Source organism: Vibrio sp. 10N.239.312.D08, assembly GCF_041466145.1.
GTDB classification, from domain to species: Bacteria; Pseudomonadota; Gammaproteobacteria; order Enterobacterales; family Vibrionaceae; genus Vibrio; species Vibrio crassostreae_C.
Window position 1 is genome coordinate 1 of record NZ_JBFSSD010000075.1, and the last position, 18,709, is coordinate 18,709.

Genomic DNA, 18,709 nt, shown 5'->3' on the forward strand with positions numbered 1-18,709 from the left:
TGATATTCATCAACGAGTGCCCACACAGATTGATAGGTTTAAATTGTTAAAGAGCGCTAGCGTTTTGTGATTCACATCTCAGTCGCTAGGGGTGCGTACTATACCTGCACCACTTTGAGAGTCAAGGGTTATTTTCAAACTCTTTTTCTCTACCGATTTCGCTGTGTGACTTTCGTCTCACTCCGTGTCGGTGAGGCGGCATTATAGAGAGATTGAGATGGAGCACAAGGGCTTTTTGAAATAAAAGTTTTGTTCGCCTAAAAAGCCACCAGATCCACATTTTTCGAATAAAAACTAAACATTTGAGACGTATCACAGCAATACATTGGAAAAATGGAAGCCATGAACGTAAGATTCATGTGTCTATTTTGTTAATGGTAGATGCGTCTATTTCGTTTATTAATATGTAGTATTCCGATATGAACTCAAAAAAATCGATGTTGTTAATTGTCGCACTGGCTGTATTAGGCGGCATTGTTTTCTCTCAGGTAGATATATCGCCTGCAATTACCTTTATCCTTGGTGTCTTGGCTTCCGCTTTTGTTGTTAACTTTTCAAGCACCGACTCAAAATCAGATTCAGAACCTAAGGCTTCAACCAAAACACTTTATGTGGGTAACCTTCCATACAAAGCGAACGAATCACATGTACGTGAATTATTCTCAGAGCATGGTGAAGTATTTGCAGTACGTTTAATGAAAGACAAACGTACTGGTAAAAGAAGAGGCTTTGGATTTGTTGTTATGGCAAGTAATGATGTGAATCATGCAATCTCTGCACTTAACGATAAAGATTACATGCAACGCACTTTAAAAGTACGTGTTGCAAATGATCCTAAACATCCTGAAGCGGACGAATCTGAACTGAGCTAAACCCTAACTGCTTTAACATACTATTTAGTGCACTTTCTTTTTTAGGAAGTGCACTACAAAAAACTTCACGTACTCCCCCTTCTTTATTAACGCTTTCCAAACCCAACAAATCTTGAACCCGCTTAGCTATCGCTTTACCAGAATCTATCAGCACTACACTTTCACCTAGTACTTGTTGAATCTCTGATTTGATCAATGGGAAATGAGTACATCCTAATACAGCCACATCAATTGTGTTGATCATCGGCTGAAGGATTTGCTGTAACTCTTCAAGGCTAATCTCCTCGCCTCTGAGTTTATCTTCGGCCATATCCACCAGCCGAGTAGAACCCAACAGCTCTACTCTTTTATTACTCGAGAAGTTTTTGATGAGCTCGTGTGTGTATTCACGAGTAATCGTCGCGGGAGTCGCAATAAGGCCAACCGCTTTATTAGCCAGTAACGAAGCAGGTTTGATTGCCGGGACTACGCCGACAATAGGGATAAGGTTATTAGCGCGAAGTGTCGGCAGGACTATCGTACTGGCCGTATTACAAGCTATCACCACGATATCAATAGCGTGACTCGCCACAAAACTGGCGACGATACTTTGGACTCGCTGAATGAGGACTTGCTGATCGAGCTCACCATAAGGGTAAGCCTCGTTATCGAATACATAGATATAGTTGTGATTGGGTAGTAACTGGCTTATCTCTTTATATACAGACAGACCGCCAACTCCAGAATCAAAGACCAATATGTTTTTTTGTATGCTTTCCGACACAACCATTACCTGTAATAAGTTCCGCAGCAATGATACCCCTTCACCTAGTTTTCGCCAATCATCACTCTACATAATGCAAGCTCGGTAGCGTTGATGCCCAAAGCGCTCACCCTGCTCTACATTTTCTAGCTCTATCTTAAGCTTACCTTTAAAGCATGGCGCTGACGTGACTAAGGTATGGAACTCACCATCTTCTCCACATGGGTCGACGTGACTTGGCAAACTGTCTATTAGTTCAGGCGTGTATTCTTTCCCGCAATAGCTCATGTCTAATGCATCGCTATCAACTGTGACGAGAAAGGTTTCGATTCCTCTATTTATGATTTCTTGAGCCAGAGTTTGGCTACTCTCTCCCATTAGTGGAAACACACACTCCCAGCCAGCCGGTTCTATATAGCTTTTTCTATAGTCGGCAATGCCATTGCAAAACATATCGCCAAATGCGACCGCATCAATTGATAAGCAAGACCCTTCCAATGCTGAGACAATCGTACTTTGGTAAATCTCATTGCTCGGGAACACTTCAGGAAGCTCTATGGTGATGAGTGGCAAACCGATTAATTGTGCCTGCATGGCAACGACATCAATAGGAGTTACCTGGAAAGGGACTTCATCTCCAACATAGGTAGTATAAAGAGCAACAACTTCATACTCAGCACTCTCAAGCAAACGCTCTAGGGTTAGGGTAGAGTCTTTTACCTGATGACCAGCTTATGACGACTTTCTTTTTCATTGATATACCCAATAAGAAAAACCGCCCGAAGGCGGTTTAGGTGTAAATTAGAATTGGTAAGTAGCATTTACGTAATATGTACGCTCTGGTGATGGGTATCCACCAGCAGTCTCGTACTCTTCGTCAGTTAAGTTATCCACTCGACCATTTAAAGTAAGGTTTTCATTCGCATAGTAATTCACCGAAACATCAAACAGACTATACGCTGCAAGATCTTCAGAGAAGTCCGGTCTCTCACCTACATATTGGTAGCCTAGCGAAACATCAACCTCATCGAAACTAGCCACTGCATTATACTTGTAAATCTTCTTAGCTCTGCGTATCAATTGATCACCAGATTGATCTTCTGGGTCTTGAAAGTTAGCGCTCACTTGATGATTAATAAAGCTAGTATCAAATCCAACGACCATTTCCACACCACGTAGTTGGCTTTCGCCATCGGTATTGTAGTACTTGCTTGTCGCGTAGTTGTAATCAATTAAGTCTTCGACGTTCGTGTCATAGCCAGTAATCGACCAATCAACATCCTTGATTAAGCCACCAAAAGTCAGTTCAAATGAATCTGCCTTTTCAGCTTCTAACTGTGCATTACCGTAGTAGCTATATAGTTGATACAAGTTAGGTGCTTTGAAGGATGTGCCATAAGCTGCTTTTACAACAAGCCACTCAGCATAACGATAGCCTAACCCTGTGTTGTAAGTAGTTTCTGTACCAAACTGCTCATTGTCATCAACACGAAGACTCAGTTCTCCGAACACTTTATCCGCATCTGCGTTTAATGCAGCGAAGTACGCAACATTCGTTCTGTCGTATTCAGTATTCGAAGGCTTAACAATATAAGCCTCATCACGCCAATCTACACCACCACTAAGAGTCAGTGACGACGTTAGTTTGTGTGAATTCACCCATTGAACATTTAGCTGTTCAAGCTCATCAGATGTTGCTGACGCTGAGTTCTTGCCTAAAGACTGTTCGTAGTTCCAGTTATCTTGATTCTGATAGTTAACTAAGAAATCAGACTTAAGTTCACTGCCACTATATTTAACACCAGTAGCAAAGGTCGAATTTTGAACTTCAGCTTCTTTGTAAGAATGGACTGGGTTACCGGTATTAAAATCAACATACGAACCATCATATTGAGAAATGGTTTCAAACATGCGGAAGTTCGCAAAGCCACTCCACTGTTGGTCGAAGTTATGTACGTACCCAATCAAAGCATTACGTGATTCAAACCCATGACGGTCGCCATCGTTTACTCCGGGCATGGGGTGAACGTTATAGCCTTCATCAGAATCGTAACCAACCGATACATTCAAATGACCATTTTCGCCAACTTTGGTACCACTAACAAAACTTAACTCTTCATAATCACGGCTGCCTAATCCCGCACTCACTACCGTTTCTTCATTGTCAGAACTGGCAACTGTAATGATATTAATCACACCACCAATAGCTTCTGAACCATACATAGCAGCACGAGCGCCTCGTACATACTCGACTCGTTCAACAAATGTGATTGGCAGCTGGCTGAAATCGACACCACCTTTTGCAGCGCGAGCAAAACGAATGCCGTCAATTAACACAAGAACCTGATCAGAGTTAGCACCTCGAACAAAGATCGAAGCTTGCTGGCCTCTACCACCATTCTGTGTAACTTGAATGCCCGTTAATCGTTTGAATACATCAGTTAGAGACTTAGCTTGAATTCGATCGATATCTTGGCGTGTTACTACTTCAACTTGAGCGACAACACTTTCCGTGCTTTGCTCAAAACGGTTAGCCGTAACCACCATGGTTTCGTCGGCAGATGCTTGTTGGGCGTGTAAATTGGAGATAGGTGAAAGCAGCGATGCTACAGCAACCGCTAAAAGGGATTTGTTCATGTTGTGATCCTAAATCGCGTAAAGTCCTACCAAACCACATCTTATGACTTGGCCGCTGGCAGGTATTCGGACTCAAGAGCACAACCCTTATGGTTACCTAATATTCGACTTCCCACAAAAAGCTATTTGCAGTGTCTTATGAATACTCGTTCTCTTTTACCGCTGCGCGTCAGTTCTGGATTTACACCAGATTCCCTCTTCAGCCATCTATACATCTAAATGACACCAGCTTGCCGAAGATAGTATTGACCTATGAATCATTTGTCTAGTCTAAGATAGTTATAAGCTATAGTTTTCATGGTCGATTTACATTGAATGGCTCTCAACACTGGACAAGCGCCTGTGATTGAATAAAATCTGCGCTCTTGATTTAAAAGCACGACAGCAAAAGGCATAACAATGGCGAATTTAGATGTAAACCCGCAACGCTACCAAGAACAACTGGCAGAAAAGACAGAGCGTCTTACAGAAATGTTCTCAGAATATGATGTGCCTGAACTGGAAGTGTATGAATCTCCAGAACAACACTATCGCATGCGTGCTGAGTTCCGCGTGTGGCATGAAGGTGACGATATGTATTACGTCATGTTCAATCAAGAGACTAAAGAAAAATACCGCGTAGACCAGTTCCCTGCAGCTAGCCGTCTTATCAATGACCTAATGCCTCTATTAACAGATGCAATGAAGGACAACCACTCTCTGCGCCACAAGCTATTCCAAGTAGACTTCCTTTCTACGTTAAGCGGCGAAATTTTGGTGTCATTGCTTTACCACCGTCAATTAGGTGAACAGTGGATTCAAGATGCTAAAGCACTTAAGCAGCAATTAAACGATGAAGGTTTTAACCTAAACCTGATTGGCCGTGCGCGTAAGATGAAAATCGTACTGGACCGCGACTACGTAATTGAAAAGCTAGATGTGAATGGTGATAGCTACATCTACCAACAAGTAGAGAACAGCTTTACTCAACCCAACGGCAAAGTGGCAGAGAAAATGTTGGAATGGGCTGTCGATTGTACTCAAGACAGCAAAGGCGACTTACTTGAGCTTTACTGTGGTAACGGTAACTTCTCATTAGCGCTAGCACAAAACTTCGAGCGTGTACTGGCAACTGAACTGGCGAAACCGTCAGTAGAATCTGCGCAATACAACATCGCTGCGAACAACATTGAAAATGTTCAGATCATCCGTATGTCTGCAGAAGATTTTACTGTAGCAATGGAAGGCAAGCGTGAGTTCCGTCGTCTACAGCAAGCGAACATCGATCTTAAGAGCTACAACTGCAACACTATCTTTGTTGATCCACCGCGTTCAGGTATGGATGTTGATACTTGTAAGATGGTTCAAGGCTACGAGCGTATCATGTACATCTCTTGTAACCCTGAAACATTGAAAGAGAACCTAGACATCCTAAGCGAAACGCACGACATCACTCGTTTTGCTCTGTTTGACCAGTTCCCTTACACGCACCACATGGAAGCTGGCGTATTCCTAGAGCGTAAAGCGTAAGTATCGCTTTCAGGTCTAAGCCAAACAGCAGATACAAAAAAACGAGCCCATTGGCTCGTTTTTTTAATTTCTAAATCAGCTTAAGCAGTTTTGCCGATAAAGCCGAGTTTCTTACCTACCCATGCAAGAAGCAACATCGCGACAATAATCGCAAAGAAGTTTGAGCCAGCATCAGGGTGTTGTGCCTTCACAAAAGCCGAGTGGCCAAATGCACCTACAAAGAAACAAGCCAAACCTACTAGTGGAATATCTTCAGATACTGGGTTAGTTAGGTACTCTTGGTAAAGTGCTTGTACAGCCAAGACTAAAGCAATCAGTGGGAAAATAGAGAAGCCCACTTCGCTCATTGTTACCCAAGATAACAGAGCATCACCACACACACCGGCAATAACAGCAAGTACGAGTGTCTTTCTTTCTGAACCACGGTTTACAGTATTATTTTCATTCGACATTATTCAATCCCGCCTTTTAATCGGTTACGTTCACGTTCTTTACGATACCAAAAAGCCCCTTTGGCCATCATTCGCAATTGCATGATCAAGCGTTCAGCCAGTTCATCTCGCTGACGTCGATCTAAATCTAATGCTTCTGCCCCTGAGTTGAAGACCAAGATAACGGAGGCTTCAGCTTGAGTAAAAGCTTCGTCTCGTGTCATGCCAGTCGTTATCAAATATTCGGTTAACTCAGCAGAGAAGTGCTGTATCTCACGAGCTACCGCTGCACGAAACTCAAATGAAGTTCCTGAGCGCTCTCGCAATAACAGTCTGAATACGTTAGGGCTGCTTTCAATGAATTCCATAAAGGTTTCAACCGATGTACGAATCACACTGCCTTCTTTTACTATGCGTTGCCTAGCTTGACGCATTAACTGGCGCAGCAGTAAGCCACCTTCATCAACCATGGTTAAGCCAAGCTCATCCATGTCTTTGAAGTGACGATAAAAGGAAGTCGGTGCTATTCCAGCCTCACGAGCGACTTCTCTCAAGCTTAGATTGGAAAAACTACGATCGGCGCTGAGTTGGCTAAATGCTGCATCGATTAAGCTGCGACGAGTTTTTTCTTTTTGCTGTGCGCGAATGCCCATTGGTTTCATACTTTATCAATTTCTTCTTTTACAGCCTAAACAGGCATGTCTAATACTCTATTCAATATAACGCGAATCACTTATTTATATAAGGCACTCTGGTTATATAAGACACTAAACATACCTCTTTGTTCACGTACCGAAGTAAATACGTTCGAAGAAAAAATTTCAATATCCACGCTGTCATTTGGAGACATACGACATACCAAATATTATTTTTTCGATAACACTGCGTGATCCCACCGACTCTCTGATGCCCTTTTCATGTACCCGAGAACAGAATCGGTTAAAATCTCGCTAAAGCAATGTTAATCAAATATAACAAGGAAGATATCTATGCCGCACTCCAACCACTTTGATGTAATCGTAATTGGTAGTGGCCCCGGAGGAGAAGGGGCAGCGATGGGATTAACCAAAGCCGGGTTGAACGTTGCAATCATTGAGAAAGAGAGCAGCGTTGGTGGTGGTTGTACTCACTGGGGAACAATTCCTTCAAAAGCACTGCGTCATGCCGTAAGTCGTATTATCGAATTCAACAGTAATCCGCTGTTTTGTCAGAACAACAAAAGCATACACTCAACGTTTTCTAACATTTTGGGGCATGCCAAATCGGTTATCGACAAGCAGACTCGATTACGCCAAGGCTTCTACGACCGCAACCAGTGCACGTTGGTCTTTGGTACTGCACGTTTTATCGATACCAACACTGTCTCGGTAATGCAAAGCGATGGCACTGAAGAACATTACAGTGCAGACAAATTTGTTATCGCGACAGGCTCTCGCCCTTACCAACCAGATAACGTCGACTTCCTGCATGAACGTATCTACGACAGTGACTCGATTCTTTCTCTTAAACACGACCCGCAACACATCATCATCTATGGTGCTGGCGTTATTGGTTGTGAATACGCGTCGATTTTCCGCGGTTTGGGTGTAAAAACCGATCTTATCAATACTCGTGACCGTCTGTTGTCATTCCTAGACAATGAAACCTCAGATGCACTTTCTTATCACTTCTGGAACAGCGGTGTCGTGATTCGCAACGATGAAACCTTTGAGAAAATTGAAGGCACTGATGATGGCGTGATCATTCACCTAGAGTCAGGTAAAAAGATGCGCGCTGATTGCCTACTGTATGCCAATGGCCGAACGGGTAATACCGATAAACTGAACCTTGGTGCTGTTGGCTTAGAAGCGGACTCGCGTGGGCAAGTCTCAGTAAATACCAATTACCAAACCAATGTTGACCATGTTTACGCTGTCGGTGATGTGATTGGCTACCCTAGCCTAGCAAGCGCGGCTTATGACCAAGGTCGATTTGTGGCTCAAGCAATTGTGAAAGGTGAAGCTGAACGCCACCTTATCGAAGACATTCCAACCGGCATCTACACCATCCCGGAGATCAGTTCTGTTGGTAAAACCGAGCAAGAACTTACCGCAGCTAAAGTACCGTATGAAGTAGGACGTTCTTCATTCAAACACCTAGCTCGTGCTCAAATTGCGGGTAAAGACATTGGTAGCTTGAAGATTCTGTTCCATCGCGAAACCAAAGAGATTTTAGGTATCCACGTGTTTGGTGAGCGTGCCGCTGAAATCATCCATATCGGACAAGCGATCATGGAACAGAAAGGTGAAGCAAATACCATCGAGTACTTTGTGAATACAACCTTTAACTATCCAACGATGGCGGAAGCTTATCGTGTTGCAGCACTCAACGGGCTTAACCGTTTATTCTAGATAAAGAACCAATAGGAGTATTTGACCACCCATAGGCCAAATACATAAACAGCAAGCCACGCGCTTGCTGTTTTTATTTAAAACACTGAATATTAAGGCATTGATAGTAATTAGATCATGATGTTCTAAATACCCCTTTACCTGTACAGCCTCATTTACTCTCCACAAACAGAGCCCTCAGAGCTAAGCGAGAAACTCCCCTTTCTTCCACTGAGAAACAAACAACACACCAAGACCAATTCCGCGCATTGCCATAAAGCTCAGCATCGCTAACCACAGTGCATGGTTCTCTAAACCTGATGCTAAATAGAAAATCGCGAAGAAACTACAAGTCGCAACAAACATACTATTGCGCATATCCTTGCCCTTAGTTGCTCCAACAAAAATACCATCCAACAAGAAGCACCACATAGACACCAATGGCATTGCGATTAACCACGGTAAATACACCTCGGCTTGACTCTTCACGTCTGGGATTGTGGTGATCATATTGATTAAGCTCGAGCCAACGAGTGCGAACACTATGGTCAGTACCAAACAAATATTGAAGCTCCAGAAGAAAGTTCCAATCAATGACTGGTTCAGCTCATCTTTGTCTTTCGCGCCTATCGCCTTACCGACCATCGCTTCCATTGCGTAGGCAAAGCCATCCATCCCATAAGAGATGATCATCAAGAAACTCATCAACACGGCATTGGCCGCAACAACATCATCGCCAAAGCTTGCACCTTGGAAGGTCATGAAAGTGAAAGTCGCTTGTAGGCATAATGAACGAAGAAAGATATCGCGATTCAATTTCACGAAACGACTCAAACCTTGGCTGGTTTTCTTAAGCAGATCCCATGGCGATGGTAACTGCTTCTTCGCCCAGATTCGGTAAACACAAATCAAGCCAAATGTTAGACCGGCATAATCAGCCATTACAGATGCCAATGCTGCACCTTCCACTTGCCATCCTAAGCCGATAACAAAAACAATATCCAAAACGATATTGGTGATATTGGTGATGATCACCATCCACATGGGCGCTTTGGCATTTTGAGTCCCGAGTAACCAACCTAGAATCACAAAGTTAGTTAGCGCAGCAGGCGCACTCCAAGCGCGGATTGAGAAATATTGCTGACCATAGTGCTTAACTTGATCACTGGCGCTACTCAATGAGAAAACTAAATCGGCGACTAGACTGTGTAAAAGCAAAAAGACACCAGCAAACCCTAAGGCCATGGTCACGCCTTGCACAAAGACTAAACCAAGTTGCTTGCCATCATTCGCACCATAAGATTGTGCGGCTAGCCCTGTTGTCGACATGCGCAGGAAACCAAGCAACCAAAAGGTCACGCTGATCATTGTGCCGCCCAGCGCCACACCACCTAAATACCAAGAGTGCTCGAGGTGACCGATAACCGCCGCATCGACTAAGCCCAGCAGTGGAACAGTAATATTAGAGAGAACCATCGGGATCGCGAGCAGCAGCACTTTTTTGTGCATCGCCTGATTGGATAGCGTTTGAAAAATAGTTTGGGGATTAAATAGCTTCACGATCACCTCTTAGATTAGAGGCGATAGTTTAACCTAGTGGGTGGGCTTTCACTATGTTGTGGAATTTTACTTATACCGGCTATGTACTCAGTTACTCGAAATACAGAACCACTAGGGTTACCACTTAACGAGCACTAACTGCGGCGTTAAACGCTTTTTGACCTGAGAGATCTTACAAAGAAGCCGCTGCCACAATTTCCAACGATTGCATTGTTGGTCTAGGGGAGAAAACGCTTTTACCCATTGTGCCCATGGCAGCCAATTAAGAACGCTGTCTATTGGTGAAGACAACCCATGAGCATACTTTCCTGAACCAAGCTTTTGTCCCAACGTACTTGAGCTTTTATCTCCAGCTAAGACTAAACACGCATGTGCATGAGTAAAGTAGCGGCTCAAAGACTGAATGAAGTTCGCGGTCTGTTGTTCATTACAATCCAGCAAAGCATGTTCACACACCACCATCACCGAGGCTTGTTCTGGAATATTAAGTTCATCCAACCAAGTTAGGTCATCGACAGAGCCACACTCTAAGCGATAGCGTTCATTTTTGTGGAACAAGCGTTGTCGCCAAAGCAGATTCTCGGTTACATCTAACTCAACCCAATGACAGCGGCCATTATCTAAACGGTAGAAACGGGTATCGAGCCCTGCTCCCACGTTAATAATCCAAGCATCTGGGTTATGAGATAAAAACTGTTGAACTTGAGAATCACAAAGTTGAGTCAGTGTCGCGTAAAGGAGTTGCTGTTGGTCGAGTTCACCGGTAAGACATTCTGGTGCGAGCTGGCAACGCTTGCAGGCTTGAGCTGCGATAGGATCATAAACGAGACCATCATCAGCTAGGCTTTCACGGCTACGAAACCAAAGATGCTGAACGAGGTTCGTCGGAACTTGGAATTCTTGATGTGCAGACCCTTGTTCAGAAGAAGCCTTTTGAACAGAGGAGCGCGGCTTACGAGTAAGCGGCTTCATTTGAGGTTTGGTTGGGTTTGGCATCATCATCTTCCTTGTATCTCGACAAAGAAGATGATAATGAATATCAATTACAATGACAAGTTATTGAGAATAAATATCAATAAGCTGTTTGTACTGACTACATCCAGTCGGTGTTGCGAATAATACCAACCGCAAGCCCTTCAATAGACAAGTGTTGAGATTCTAGATCGACATGGATTGGAGAAAACTCTTCATTTTCAGCATGTAACAGAACCGTTGAACCTTTACGTTCTAGGCGTTTTACCGTTACATCATCATCGACACGAGCCACTACAACCTGACCATCGCGTACATCTTGTGTTTTATGAACAGCTAATAAATCACCATCCATAATACCGATGTCTTTCATACTTTCGCCATTTACACGAAGTAAGAAGTCAGCTTGTGGTTTAAACATGCCTGGATCAACTTGGTAATGCATTTCTACATGCTCTTGAGCCAAGATAGGCTCACCAGCGGCAACCTGACCGATTAATGGTAAACCTTGCTCTTCGTTTGCTGCATCTTCAAGCAAAATACGAATACCGCGAGACGCACCCGGGATAATCTCAATCGCTTCTTTACGAGCAAGAGCTTTCAAATGTTCTTCTGCAGCATTAGCAGAACGGAAGCCTAGTTCACGCGCGATTTCTGCACGTGTCGGTGGCATACCGGAATCTTCGATCTTACCTTTGATAAGGTCAAAGACTTGTTGCTGGCGGGGCGTTAACGGCTTCATGATTCACCTGTCTTTTTATACAGTTGACTGTGAGTATATCCAGTAACTGAACAAAAGCAAAGCAATTGGTTGTTTTTAGTTCATTTTTAGCAAATTACAAAAACAGGATCTCTAGCCACACATAACCTGCGAGTGCCAAACAGATGAAAACTGCTGCCGAACCGACATCTTTAGCCATCCCAGAAAGCTCATGATGTTCACTGCCGATTCGGTCGACAACCGCTTCAATCGCGGTATTGATTAGCTCGACAACCATCACCAATACCACCGATGAGATCATTAAGATTCGTTCAACTTGGCTTACATCTAGGTAAAATGCCAACGGAATAAGCACGACCGCCATGAACACTTCCTGTCGAAATGCAGCCTCATTTTTAAACGAACTCGTAATGCCTTGCCATGAAAAGCCTGCTGCTTTGATGATGCGTTTGAATCCGGTGTTTGATTTTTTGGTCATTTTTAACCCTATACTCAATCAGTCGATGAATGATTTTCCACAAACTTAACGGCAATATGACTATTTCCATTAAAAGGTTAGACCAGTTTCTGGTATTCTTGCATCGATTAAATTTACGCCTAGGCTTATCCCTATTTCACTCATAGGATTTATCCTTTTTATCAGAGAAATAGAGATACGCTTCAGCACATTGAAATAACTATTGAGGCAGTGAACCTATATGTCTTCTGGACAATCTTTTTCACGTTCATTAATGAAGCTACCTTTATCCGTATTGGTAAAGGGCACATCAATTCCTTCAAACCCTGTTGAGGATTTGAACATTGATTTGAGCAAACCGATTGTATACGCCTTACCGTTTCGCTCAAGTGTCGACATTCTTACATTGCAAAAACATGCACTTGAATTAGGCCTACCTGATCCGTTGAGCAAGCTTGAAATCAACGGCAAATCACTGCAACGCTACGTTTTCATCTCTTCTCGCAAAACTCTGCTGCAAGACGATGATTATGTACCAAGCTCTTCAATTGAAGTGTTCTCTGAATTGCTTTCACTGCACGCCGACGACTCTGAACTCGATGTTCAAGTTATCCCTGCTACCGTTTTGTGGGGGCGCAAACCTGGTAAAGAGAATAACCAGAAGCCTTACCTACAGGCAATGAACGGCTTAGAGAAATCAAAAGCGGTATTGCTAGCCGGTCGTGACTGCTTGGTTCGCTTTAGTCCTGTGGTTTCTCTGCGTTACATGGCCAACTCACACGGCACCGACAGCACCATCGCGCACAAACTGGCGCGCGTGGCACGTATTCACTTCTCTCGCCAAAAGCTTGCAGCATCAGGCCCTAACCTGCCAAGCCGCCAAGCTCTGTTTGATCGCCTGTTAAAATCAGAAGCGATCAAAAAAGCGATTGAAGACGAAGCACAAGCAAAGAACATCTCGATCGAGAAAGCGAGCAAAGAAGCTCAAGACATTATGGACGAGATTGCTGCGAACTTCTCTTACTCGCTGATCAAGCGTGGTGAGAAGATTCTTGGTTGGCTGTGGAATAAGTTGTACCAAGGCCTGCATATCAGCAACGCTTCAACGGTTCGTAAGTTGGCTCAAGATGGTCACGAGATTGTTTACGTGCCTTGTCACCGTAGCCACATGGACTACTTACTGCTTTCTTATGTGCTTTATCATGAAGGCATGGTGCCGCCGCACATCGCTGCGGGTATCAACCTGAACTTCTTCCCTGCCGGTCCTATTTTCCGTCATGGTGGTGCGTTCTTTATTCGTCGTAGCTTCAAAGGCAACAAGCTGTACTCGACGATTTTCCGTGAATACCTAGCGGAGTTGTTCGCTAAAGGTTACTCAGTAGAGTACTTCAGTGAAGGTGGGCGTTCTCGTACAGGTCGTTTATTGCAAGCGAAGACCGGCATGTTGGCGATGACTATTCAAGCGATGCTGCGCGGCATGAATCGCCCGGTGACTTTGGTTCCTGTGTACATCGGCTACGAGCACGTGATGGAAGTGGCGACTTACGCAAAAGAACTTCGTGGTAAGCGTAAAGAGAAAGAAAACGCGAGCTTAGTGATTCGTACCATTCGTAAGCTGCGTAACTTTGGTAAAGGCTACGTGAACTTCGGTGAGCCAATTCAACTGAACCAATACCTGAATGAACACTCACCTGAGTGGACCAAAGACATCGACCCAATGGGCACTAGCAAACCACAATGGATGAACCCGGTGGTTAATGACTTGGCGACCAAAATGATGACGCACATTAACGATGCGGCAGCGACCAATGCCCTGACCCTTTGTGCAACGGCACTATTGGCTTCAAGACAGCGCGCATTGTCTCGTGACTCTTTGGTTTCTCAGATTAATTGCTACCTGTCTCTGCTTAAGAATGTTCCATATTCGGCAACGTTCACTGTGCCAAAAGACAGCGCTGAAGATTTAGTAAAACATGCTGAATCACTGAACAAGTTCTTGATTGAATCAGACTCAATGGGCGACATCATTTCGCTAGATCGTCACCAGTCAATTCTGATGACCTACTACCGAAACAACATCATTCACTTGTTTGCTCTGCCATCGTTAATTGCACAGATGACTATTCGTCAACGCGGTTTATCAATTGACGCGATCCAAGAGAACGTTGCTGCTATCTACCCGTTCTTGAAGAAAGAGCTGTTCCTAAGCTACGACGAAGACAAGCTTGAAGGCGTGGTTTCTAACATCATTGAAGAGCTGGTTAACCAAGGTATGCTTGTGGTTTCTGATAATGAAGTCACCATCAACCAATCAAACAGCCAAGCACTGATGCTGTTAGGTCGTACGATTTCAGAAACGCTACAACGCTACTCTATTGCTTTGAACCTGTTAGCAGAGAACCCTGATCTGGATAAATCCGATCTTGAACAGAAGAGCCAAGACATTGCACAGCGACTTGGTCGTCTGCAAGGCATCAATGCACCAGAGTTCTTCGATAAAGGCGTGTTTGCGTCGATGTTCGCAACTCTGAAACAACAGCAATATCTGGATAACGATGGTAACTGTGATTTAGACAAGACTCAGCAATTCGCTAAGCTTCTCTACTCAATGCTTTACCCTGAAGTACGTTTGACGATTCAAGAGAGTATCCACCAAGCGGAGTAATCATCAGCTTGGTGTCTCTTGAATAGCGAGGCCAAACGCGATCAAAAAAGGCACCCAATGGGTGCCTTTTTCTTTAGCATTCGTTAACTCGAAAAGCGGATGCTTACCAGAAGGTAATGAACAAGCCCGCTGTCACTGCCATTCCAACATAGTTGTTGTTTAGAAAGGCTTGGAAACAAAGGTCTCGATCACGGTGGCGCATCAGGTGTTGTTGATACACAAACAAGCTGCCCGCTACCAACAGTGCCCAATAGAAGGTATCTCCTAGTTGGTAATGCATGCCTAACGCAATCAGCATCGCTAGGGTGACGAGTTGCAAAGAGCCAACAATCAGTTTATCGAAGCGACCAAATAAAATAGCCGTCGATTTAATACCAATCTTCAAGTCATCATCTCGGTCAACCATCGCATATTGCGTGTCGTAAGCAATCGTCCACAACGCGTTAATCACGAAGACAAACCACACAATGCTTGGCAGTTCATTGGTTTGTGCCGCCCAAGCCATTGGTATCGCCCAACTAAACGCTAAGCCAAGAAACAACTGTGGAAGATGCGTAAAACGCTTCATGAAAGGGTAAATGAACGCCAGACCCACACCAATAAATGAGAGCTTAATGGTCAGTGGATTCATGGTGAGTACCAGCAAGAATGAAACTACGGCTAGCACTAAAAAGAGCAGAATCGCTTCCTTACTGGAAACCAAACCTGAGGGTAATGGACGCTGCTTGGTACGTTTAACATGACCATCTACTTTACGGTCCGCAAAGTCATTGATCACACAGCCAGCTGAACGCATCAACACCACGCCGAGTACAAAAACAACCAAGACATCAAAATCAGGCATACCTTGTGCGGCGATAATCAGTGACCACAAGGTCGGCCAAAGGAGTAATAGGGTACCAATCGGGCGATTCATTCGCGTTAATTGCCAATACGCCTTCGCTTTGGTGGCAAGCATTTACACACTCTCCTTAGAGTAAATGGGTGATGTTGGTAAAAACAGTTCTGCCACAAGCATCGGTTTATGGTTCATCCATAATCGAGAACGACGCGCGAGTAATCGCTCATCGCCTGCGATAACCCAACCAACTTGCAGCGCATCTCGCTCCACGTTCTCAGCACTAAAAACGGTCAATCCAAGCGGGACATTACCTTGTTGAGAAAGGTCTGAGTGCTGATGATCTTCTAATGTGACTCGGGGAATCAAGGTTCGACCTAACACCCACGGTTCGTCATCACCCTTTAAAATCACTTTACGCAGTAAGCAATCAAACGATGATAAAAGATGTTCCTCGTCTTGTTGCAGCATTGAGCGTTCTACAACTTGATTATGAAGCAACTCAACAGACAGGTGCTGACAGCACTTCCCCAACTTGCGGGAAAGAGAACCTTGCTCCATCAGCCACTCTTTGGTGGTTTCATTAGGAAAATCAAATGTTTCTGTACTTTGCCAATCTACATTCATTAACGAATTTAGATACAGCGATATTGGCTGATTCATACTAGTATTCAATAGGTGACTTTACACGTACAATAAAGCTTCAACTTTCGAACAAAATTAAAGCGTTCTTCGAATTGTAAACGTATTTAGATTTAGATCGCTCATTGTAACAAGACTAATGCGTTTCGAATATCGCGAATAAACTAAAGAAAAGTCACAAATATGCACAAACGTTATGTAGCCCAAATATTTCTTGCGATTACCCTACTCTTTTCAGCATCAAGTTTCGCGGAAGAGGAGTCGGCAGCTAAACTCGCCTACTTCACGCTAGAGCCAGACCTGACCACCAATTTTTACACTAAAGGTAAAAAACTGGGCTACATTCAGGTTCGCCTCGACATCATGGTGGCAAATAGTAGCGACTTGGCCGCTATTGAGCATCACCAACCACTGATTCGCAATGCGGTGATTGAATTGCTTGGCAAACAAAACGAAGAAACCATTAAATCTCTATCTGGCCGTGAAGACTTAAGAAAATCCTTAGTTGAACACCTCAACAAGATTTTGCTTCCAGAGACAGGTAAAACCCTGATTGCTGACTTACTGTTTACCAAATACCTTTATCAGTAATGATGTAAAACGAATCCCAATAAAAAAGCGGCTCATCTGGCCGCTTTTTTTGTCTCTATCGTTTGGCTACTCATTAGAAGATATGAATTAGCTTCTTGCCGAGCTTGGTGCTTTCATCGCATCGATAAAGCCAATAATCACACCAGCGGCTAGACCAGCTAAATGCGCCGTATTGGCGATAGCCATAAATGGCTGCATGTACCCAAGCACCAACCACACCAACATAAAGCCGACAATCTGTCTTGGGATACCTAAACCAAGTTGTGGCGCCTTCGCACCAACCACCCATAAGTAACCAACCAAGGCATACACAACACCAGACAAACCACCGAAGTTCGCCCCTTCAACCCAATACTGCCCAGCACCTGAAAGCGCAGAAGAGACAGCAAAGATCTGAAGTAGCTTGAGGCTGCCAAGTTTCTTCTCAATGTCTCCACCTAGCTGCCACCACCACAAAATATTAAATGCGATGTGCATAACAGAGAAATGTAGAACGGCATGACTCAACCAACGCCACAGCTGCCATTGCTGTCCATCCACCGCTGGGAAATGTAGGGCATTGAAAATAGCTTGGCCAAAACCGATCTGTTGCAGCGCAAAAATCACCACACACACCAACATCAGGCTTAGTGTCACTGGGCCTGCTTTGGCTTTGATCATGCCCATGAAGCTTGGCGTGTGGTAATGGAAGTTGCTCTTTCTGGTCTCTGCCATGTCCCAAGATGCAGCTTGATAGCGCTTATGATTGGGCTCAGCCAGAAAACGATTCAGCTCAGCTTCGGTTTCAACCTGAAATTGGCCATCAAGAAGCCAAAGAGCAAAACGCCCTTCTCCCTCTGGAGACATCTGAATAGGGATCTGACGAGAGGCCATATAATCAATAAATGCTTGAGCAAGACGTGGATTGTCTAACACCATCAATCTAATCATTGTTACTTCCTATTCATTCTATGAGGGATGCTTGAGGCGGTTCAGGTGATGAAAGTCATTAACCTGCGATCACTGGAAGTTCAGCACGATGCCAAGCTTCGAAACCACCATCAACACTATATACCTCTTCAAAGCCTTGGTTCACTAAATATTGTGCCGCACCTTGGCTACTGATGCCGTGGTAGCACATCACTAAGATAGGTTGTTCGAACTCAACCTCATCCATGAATGACACCATCGTATCGTTAGTCAGGTGGTAGGCTGTTTTTGGGTGGGCAACCGCAAAAGACTGCGGGTCACGTATATCGACAAGTCGAGCTTCGCCTTGTTCGATGAGGGCTTGAGCGCCTTTAACATCGATATGTTTAAACTGGTCCATGACTTTCTCTTTTTATACTGATTTACTTTGCTGCCATTGTAACCTATCCCAAGGCTAACATTCACATCCACTTAATAAGGTTATCCACCAGCGATCACTTTTACACCATTTGTGGATAAATCTGTGAATTGCGTGAATAAAGTGTCTTTTCAAAAATAGATCCACAACATGTAGTAATGATCCTGATCTAACTGTGGGTTAACTGAAACATATCCCCACTCGAAAAATCCCGTCAAAGCCTTACTACACACTGCTTTTAGATAGCTGACGAATAAACTTCTCACAGAGTTATCCACAAAATCATTTTGCAAATTTCGATCGCAAAAGTTGAGAAATCGATCCAAATCGAGTAGGAGGAGGCCTCACGGCCTCCGTCCTCTCACACCACCGTACA

At 44.1% G+C, this 18,709-nt stretch carries 17 protein-coding genes, 1 pseudogene and 1 riboswitch; of the genes and pseudogenes, 5 read left to right on the plus strand and 13 right to left on the minus strand.

Annotated elements, in window-relative coordinates; genetic code table 11:
- Window positions 1–419: 419 nt before the first annotated feature.
- On the plus strand, window positions 420–872 hold the full coding sequence (locus tag AB6D58_RS23245) for an RNA-binding protein (RefSeq protein ID WP_017061054.1): 453 nt from the start codon (window positions 420–422) through the stop codon (window positions 870–872).
- On the opposite strand, the gene murI is transcribed toward AB6D58_RS23245, so the two are convergent.
- The 3 genes and pseudogenes from murI to btuB form a co-directional block, all read right to left on the minus strand.
- Window positions 835–1,641 (minus strand): glutamate racemase, encoded by an 807-nt coding sequence (gene murI, locus AB6D58_RS23250; protein WP_017061053.1) that lies wholly within the window; start codon window positions 1,639–1,641, stop codon window positions 835–837. The two genes, AB6D58_RS23245 and murI, sit on opposite strands and share 38 nt — an antisense overlap.
- Window positions 1,642–1,701: 60 nt before the next feature.
- Window positions 1,702–2,368: pseudogene (locus AB6D58_RS23255) on the minus strand (ATPase).
- Window positions 2,369–2,415: 47 nt separating this feature from the next.
- A complete protein-coding gene (gene btuB / locus AB6D58_RS23260) occupies window positions 2,416–4,251 on the minus strand; it encodes a TonB-dependent vitamin B12 receptor (protein ID WP_372158684.1) in 1,836 nt (611 codons plus the stop codon).
- Between the two features lie 39 nt (window positions 4,252–4,290).
- A riboswitch (cobalamin riboswitch) is annotated at window positions 4,291–4,496 on the minus strand.
- A 154-nt stretch (window positions 4,497–4,650) separates the two neighbouring features.
- Here btuB and trmA point away from each other — a divergent pair.
- Window positions 4,651–5,760, plus strand: a complete 1,110-nt coding sequence (gene trmA, locus AB6D58_RS23265; RefSeq protein ID WP_017061050.1) for a tRNA (uridine(54)-C5)-methyltransferase TrmA — start codon at window positions 4,651–4,653, stop codon at window positions 5,758–5,760.
- A gap of 80 nt (window positions 5,761–5,840) precedes the next feature.
- Here trmA and AB6D58_RS23270 read toward each other — a convergent pair whose 3' ends face one another.
- Both AB6D58_RS23270 and fabR read right to left on the minus strand, forming a co-directional pair.
- Window positions 5,841–6,212, minus strand: coding sequence for a YijD family membrane protein (locus tag AB6D58_RS23270; RefSeq protein WP_017061049.1), 372 nt, complete (start codon window positions 6,210–6,212; stop codon window positions 5,841–5,843).
- On the minus strand, window positions 6,212–6,853 hold the full coding sequence (gene fabR / locus AB6D58_RS23275) for an HTH-type transcriptional repressor FabR (RefSeq protein ID WP_010438693.1): 642 nt from the start codon (window positions 6,851–6,853) through the stop codon (window positions 6,212–6,214). Before fabR ends, AB6D58_RS23270 begins: the two co-directional genes overlap by 1 nt.
- Before the next feature lie 327 nt (window positions 6,854–7,180).
- On the opposite strand from fabR, the gene sthA reads away from it, so the two are divergent.
- A complete protein-coding gene (gene sthA / locus AB6D58_RS23280; RefSeq protein WP_017061048.1) occupies window positions 7,181–8,581 on the plus strand; it encodes a Si-specific NAD(P)(+) transhydrogenase in 1,401 nt (466 codons plus the stop codon).
- A gap of 183 nt (window positions 8,582–8,764) precedes the next feature.
- On the opposite strand, the gene dinF is transcribed toward sthA, so the two are convergent.
- The 4 genes from dinF to AB6D58_RS23300 form a co-directional block, all read right to left on the minus strand.
- The gene (gene dinF / locus AB6D58_RS23285; RefSeq protein ID WP_017061047.1) at window positions 8,765–10,120 is read right to left on the minus strand and encodes an MATE family efflux transporter DinF; all 1,356 of its coding nucleotides are present in this window, start codon (window positions 10,118–10,120) and stop codon (window positions 8,765–8,767) included.
- 117 nt (window positions 10,121–10,237) lie between these two features.
- On the minus strand, window positions 10,238–11,116 hold the full coding sequence (locus AB6D58_RS23290) for a class I SAM-dependent methyltransferase (protein ID WP_017070281.1): 879 nt from the start codon (window positions 11,114–11,116) through the stop codon (window positions 10,238–10,240).
- A 97-nt stretch (window positions 11,117–11,213) separates the two neighbouring features.
- A complete protein-coding gene (lexA, locus tag AB6D58_RS23295; protein WP_019820514.1) occupies window positions 11,214–11,834 on the minus strand; it encodes a transcriptional repressor LexA in 621 nt (206 codons plus the stop codon).
- Window positions 11,835–11,928: 94 nt separating this feature from the next.
- Window positions 11,929–12,291, minus strand: coding sequence for a diacylglycerol kinase (locus tag AB6D58_RS23300; protein ID WP_017061045.1), 363 nt, complete (start codon window positions 12,289–12,291; stop codon window positions 11,929–11,931).
- A 220-nt stretch (window positions 12,292–12,511) separates the two neighbouring features.
- Between AB6D58_RS23300 and plsB the strand changes: the two genes are divergently transcribed.
- The gene (gene plsB, locus AB6D58_RS23305) at window positions 12,512–14,935 is read left to right on the plus strand and encodes a glycerol-3-phosphate 1-O-acyltransferase PlsB (RefSeq protein ID WP_017071790.1); all 2,424 of its coding nucleotides are present in this window, start codon (window positions 12,512–12,514) and stop codon (window positions 14,933–14,935) included.
- Window positions 14,936–15,038: 103 nt separating this feature from the next.
- On the opposite strand, the gene ubiA is transcribed toward plsB, so the two are convergent.
- Together ubiA and AB6D58_RS23315 are read right to left on the minus strand one after the other, a co-directional pair.
- Complete coding sequence (gene ubiA / locus AB6D58_RS23310; RefSeq protein WP_017061043.1) at window positions 15,039–15,893, minus strand: 4-hydroxybenzoate octaprenyltransferase; 855 nt, start codon at window positions 15,891–15,893, stop codon at window positions 15,039–15,041.
- A complete protein-coding gene (locus AB6D58_RS23315; RefSeq protein ID WP_164091128.1) occupies window positions 15,894–16,436 on the minus strand; it encodes a chorismate lyase in 543 nt (180 codons plus the stop codon).
- Window positions 16,437–16,598: 162 nt separating this feature from the next.
- Here AB6D58_RS23315 and AB6D58_RS23320 point away from each other — a divergent pair, with 162 nt between their 5' ends.
- The gene (locus AB6D58_RS23320) at window positions 16,599–17,006 is read left to right on the plus strand and encodes a flagellar basal body-associated protein FliL (RefSeq protein WP_017068603.1); all 408 of its coding nucleotides are present in this window, start codon (window positions 16,599–16,601) and stop codon (window positions 17,004–17,006) included.
- Window positions 17,007–17,093: 87 nt separating this feature from the next.
- Here the strand turns inward: AB6D58_RS23320 and glpG are convergent, their stop codons facing one another.
- Together glpG and glpE are read right to left on the minus strand one after the other, a co-directional pair.
- Window positions 17,094–17,936 (minus strand): rhomboid family intramembrane serine protease GlpG, encoded by an 843-nt coding sequence (glpG, locus tag AB6D58_RS23325; RefSeq protein ID WP_017063770.1) that lies wholly within the window; start codon window positions 17,934–17,936, stop codon window positions 17,094–17,096.
- A 58-nt stretch (window positions 17,937–17,994) separates the two neighbouring features.
- Entirely contained in the window at window positions 17,995–18,315 is a 321-nt protein-coding gene (gene glpE / locus AB6D58_RS23330; RefSeq protein ID WP_017061039.1) for a thiosulfate sulfurtransferase GlpE, read from the minus strand.
- Window positions 18,316–18,709 lie beyond the last annotated feature (394 nt).

Bases quoted from the DNA above. Each gene is read 5' to 3' on its own strand.
- AB6D58_RS23245 (WP_017061054.1), top strand. From the start codon at position 420: ATGAACTCAAAAAAATCGATGTTGTTAATTGTCGCACTGGCTGTATTA.
- murI (WP_017061053.1), bottom strand. From the start codon at position 1,641: ATGGTTGTGTCGGAAAGCATACAAAAAAACATATTGGTCTTTGATTCT.
- btuB (WP_372158684.1), bottom strand. From the start codon at position 4,251: ATGAACAAATCCCTTTTAGCGGTTGCTGTAGCATCGCTGCTTTCACCT.
- trmA (WP_017061050.1), top strand. From the start codon at position 4,651: ATGGCGAATTTAGATGTAAACCCGCAACGCTACCAAGAACAACTGGCA.
- AB6D58_RS23270 (WP_017061049.1), bottom strand. From the start codon at position 6,212: ATGTCGAATGAAAATAATACTGTAAACCGTGGTTCAGAAAGAAAGACA.
- fabR (WP_010438693.1), bottom strand. From the start codon at position 6,853: ATGAAACCAATGGGCATTCGCGCACAGCAAAAAGAAAAAACTCGTCGC.
- sthA (WP_017061048.1), top strand. From the start codon at position 7,181: ATGCCGCACTCCAACCACTTTGATGTAATCGTAATTGGTAGTGGCCCC.
- AB6D58_RS23290 (WP_017070281.1), bottom strand. From the start codon at position 11,116: ATGCCAAACCCAACCAAACCTCAAATGAAGCCGCTTACTCGTAAGCCG.
- lexA (WP_019820514.1), bottom strand. From the start codon at position 11,834: ATGAAGCCGTTAACGCCCCGCCAGCAACAAGTCTTTGACCTTATCAAA.
- AB6D58_RS23300 (WP_017061045.1), bottom strand. From the start codon at position 12,291: ATGACCAAAAAATCAAACACCGGATTCAAACGCATCATCAAAGCAGCA.
- plsB (WP_017071790.1), top strand. From the start codon at position 12,512: ATGTCTTCTGGACAATCTTTTTCACGTTCATTAATGAAGCTACCTTTA.
- ubiA (WP_017061043.1), bottom strand. From the start codon at position 15,893: ATGCTTGCCACCAAAGCGAAGGCGTATTGGCAATTAACGCGAATGAAT.
- AB6D58_RS23315 (WP_164091128.1), bottom strand. From the start codon at position 16,436: ATGAATCAGCCAATATCGCTGTATCTAAATTCGTTAATGAATGTAGAT.
- AB6D58_RS23320 (WP_017068603.1), top strand. From the start codon at position 16,599: ATGCACAAACGTTATGTAGCCCAAATATTTCTTGCGATTACCCTACTC.
- glpG (WP_017063770.1), bottom strand. From the start codon at position 17,936: ATGATTAGATTGATGGTGTTAGACAATCCACGTCTTGCTCAAGCATTT.
- glpE (WP_017061039.1), bottom strand. From the start codon at position 18,315: ATGGACCAGTTTAAACATATCGATGTTAAAGGCGCTCAAGCCCTCATC.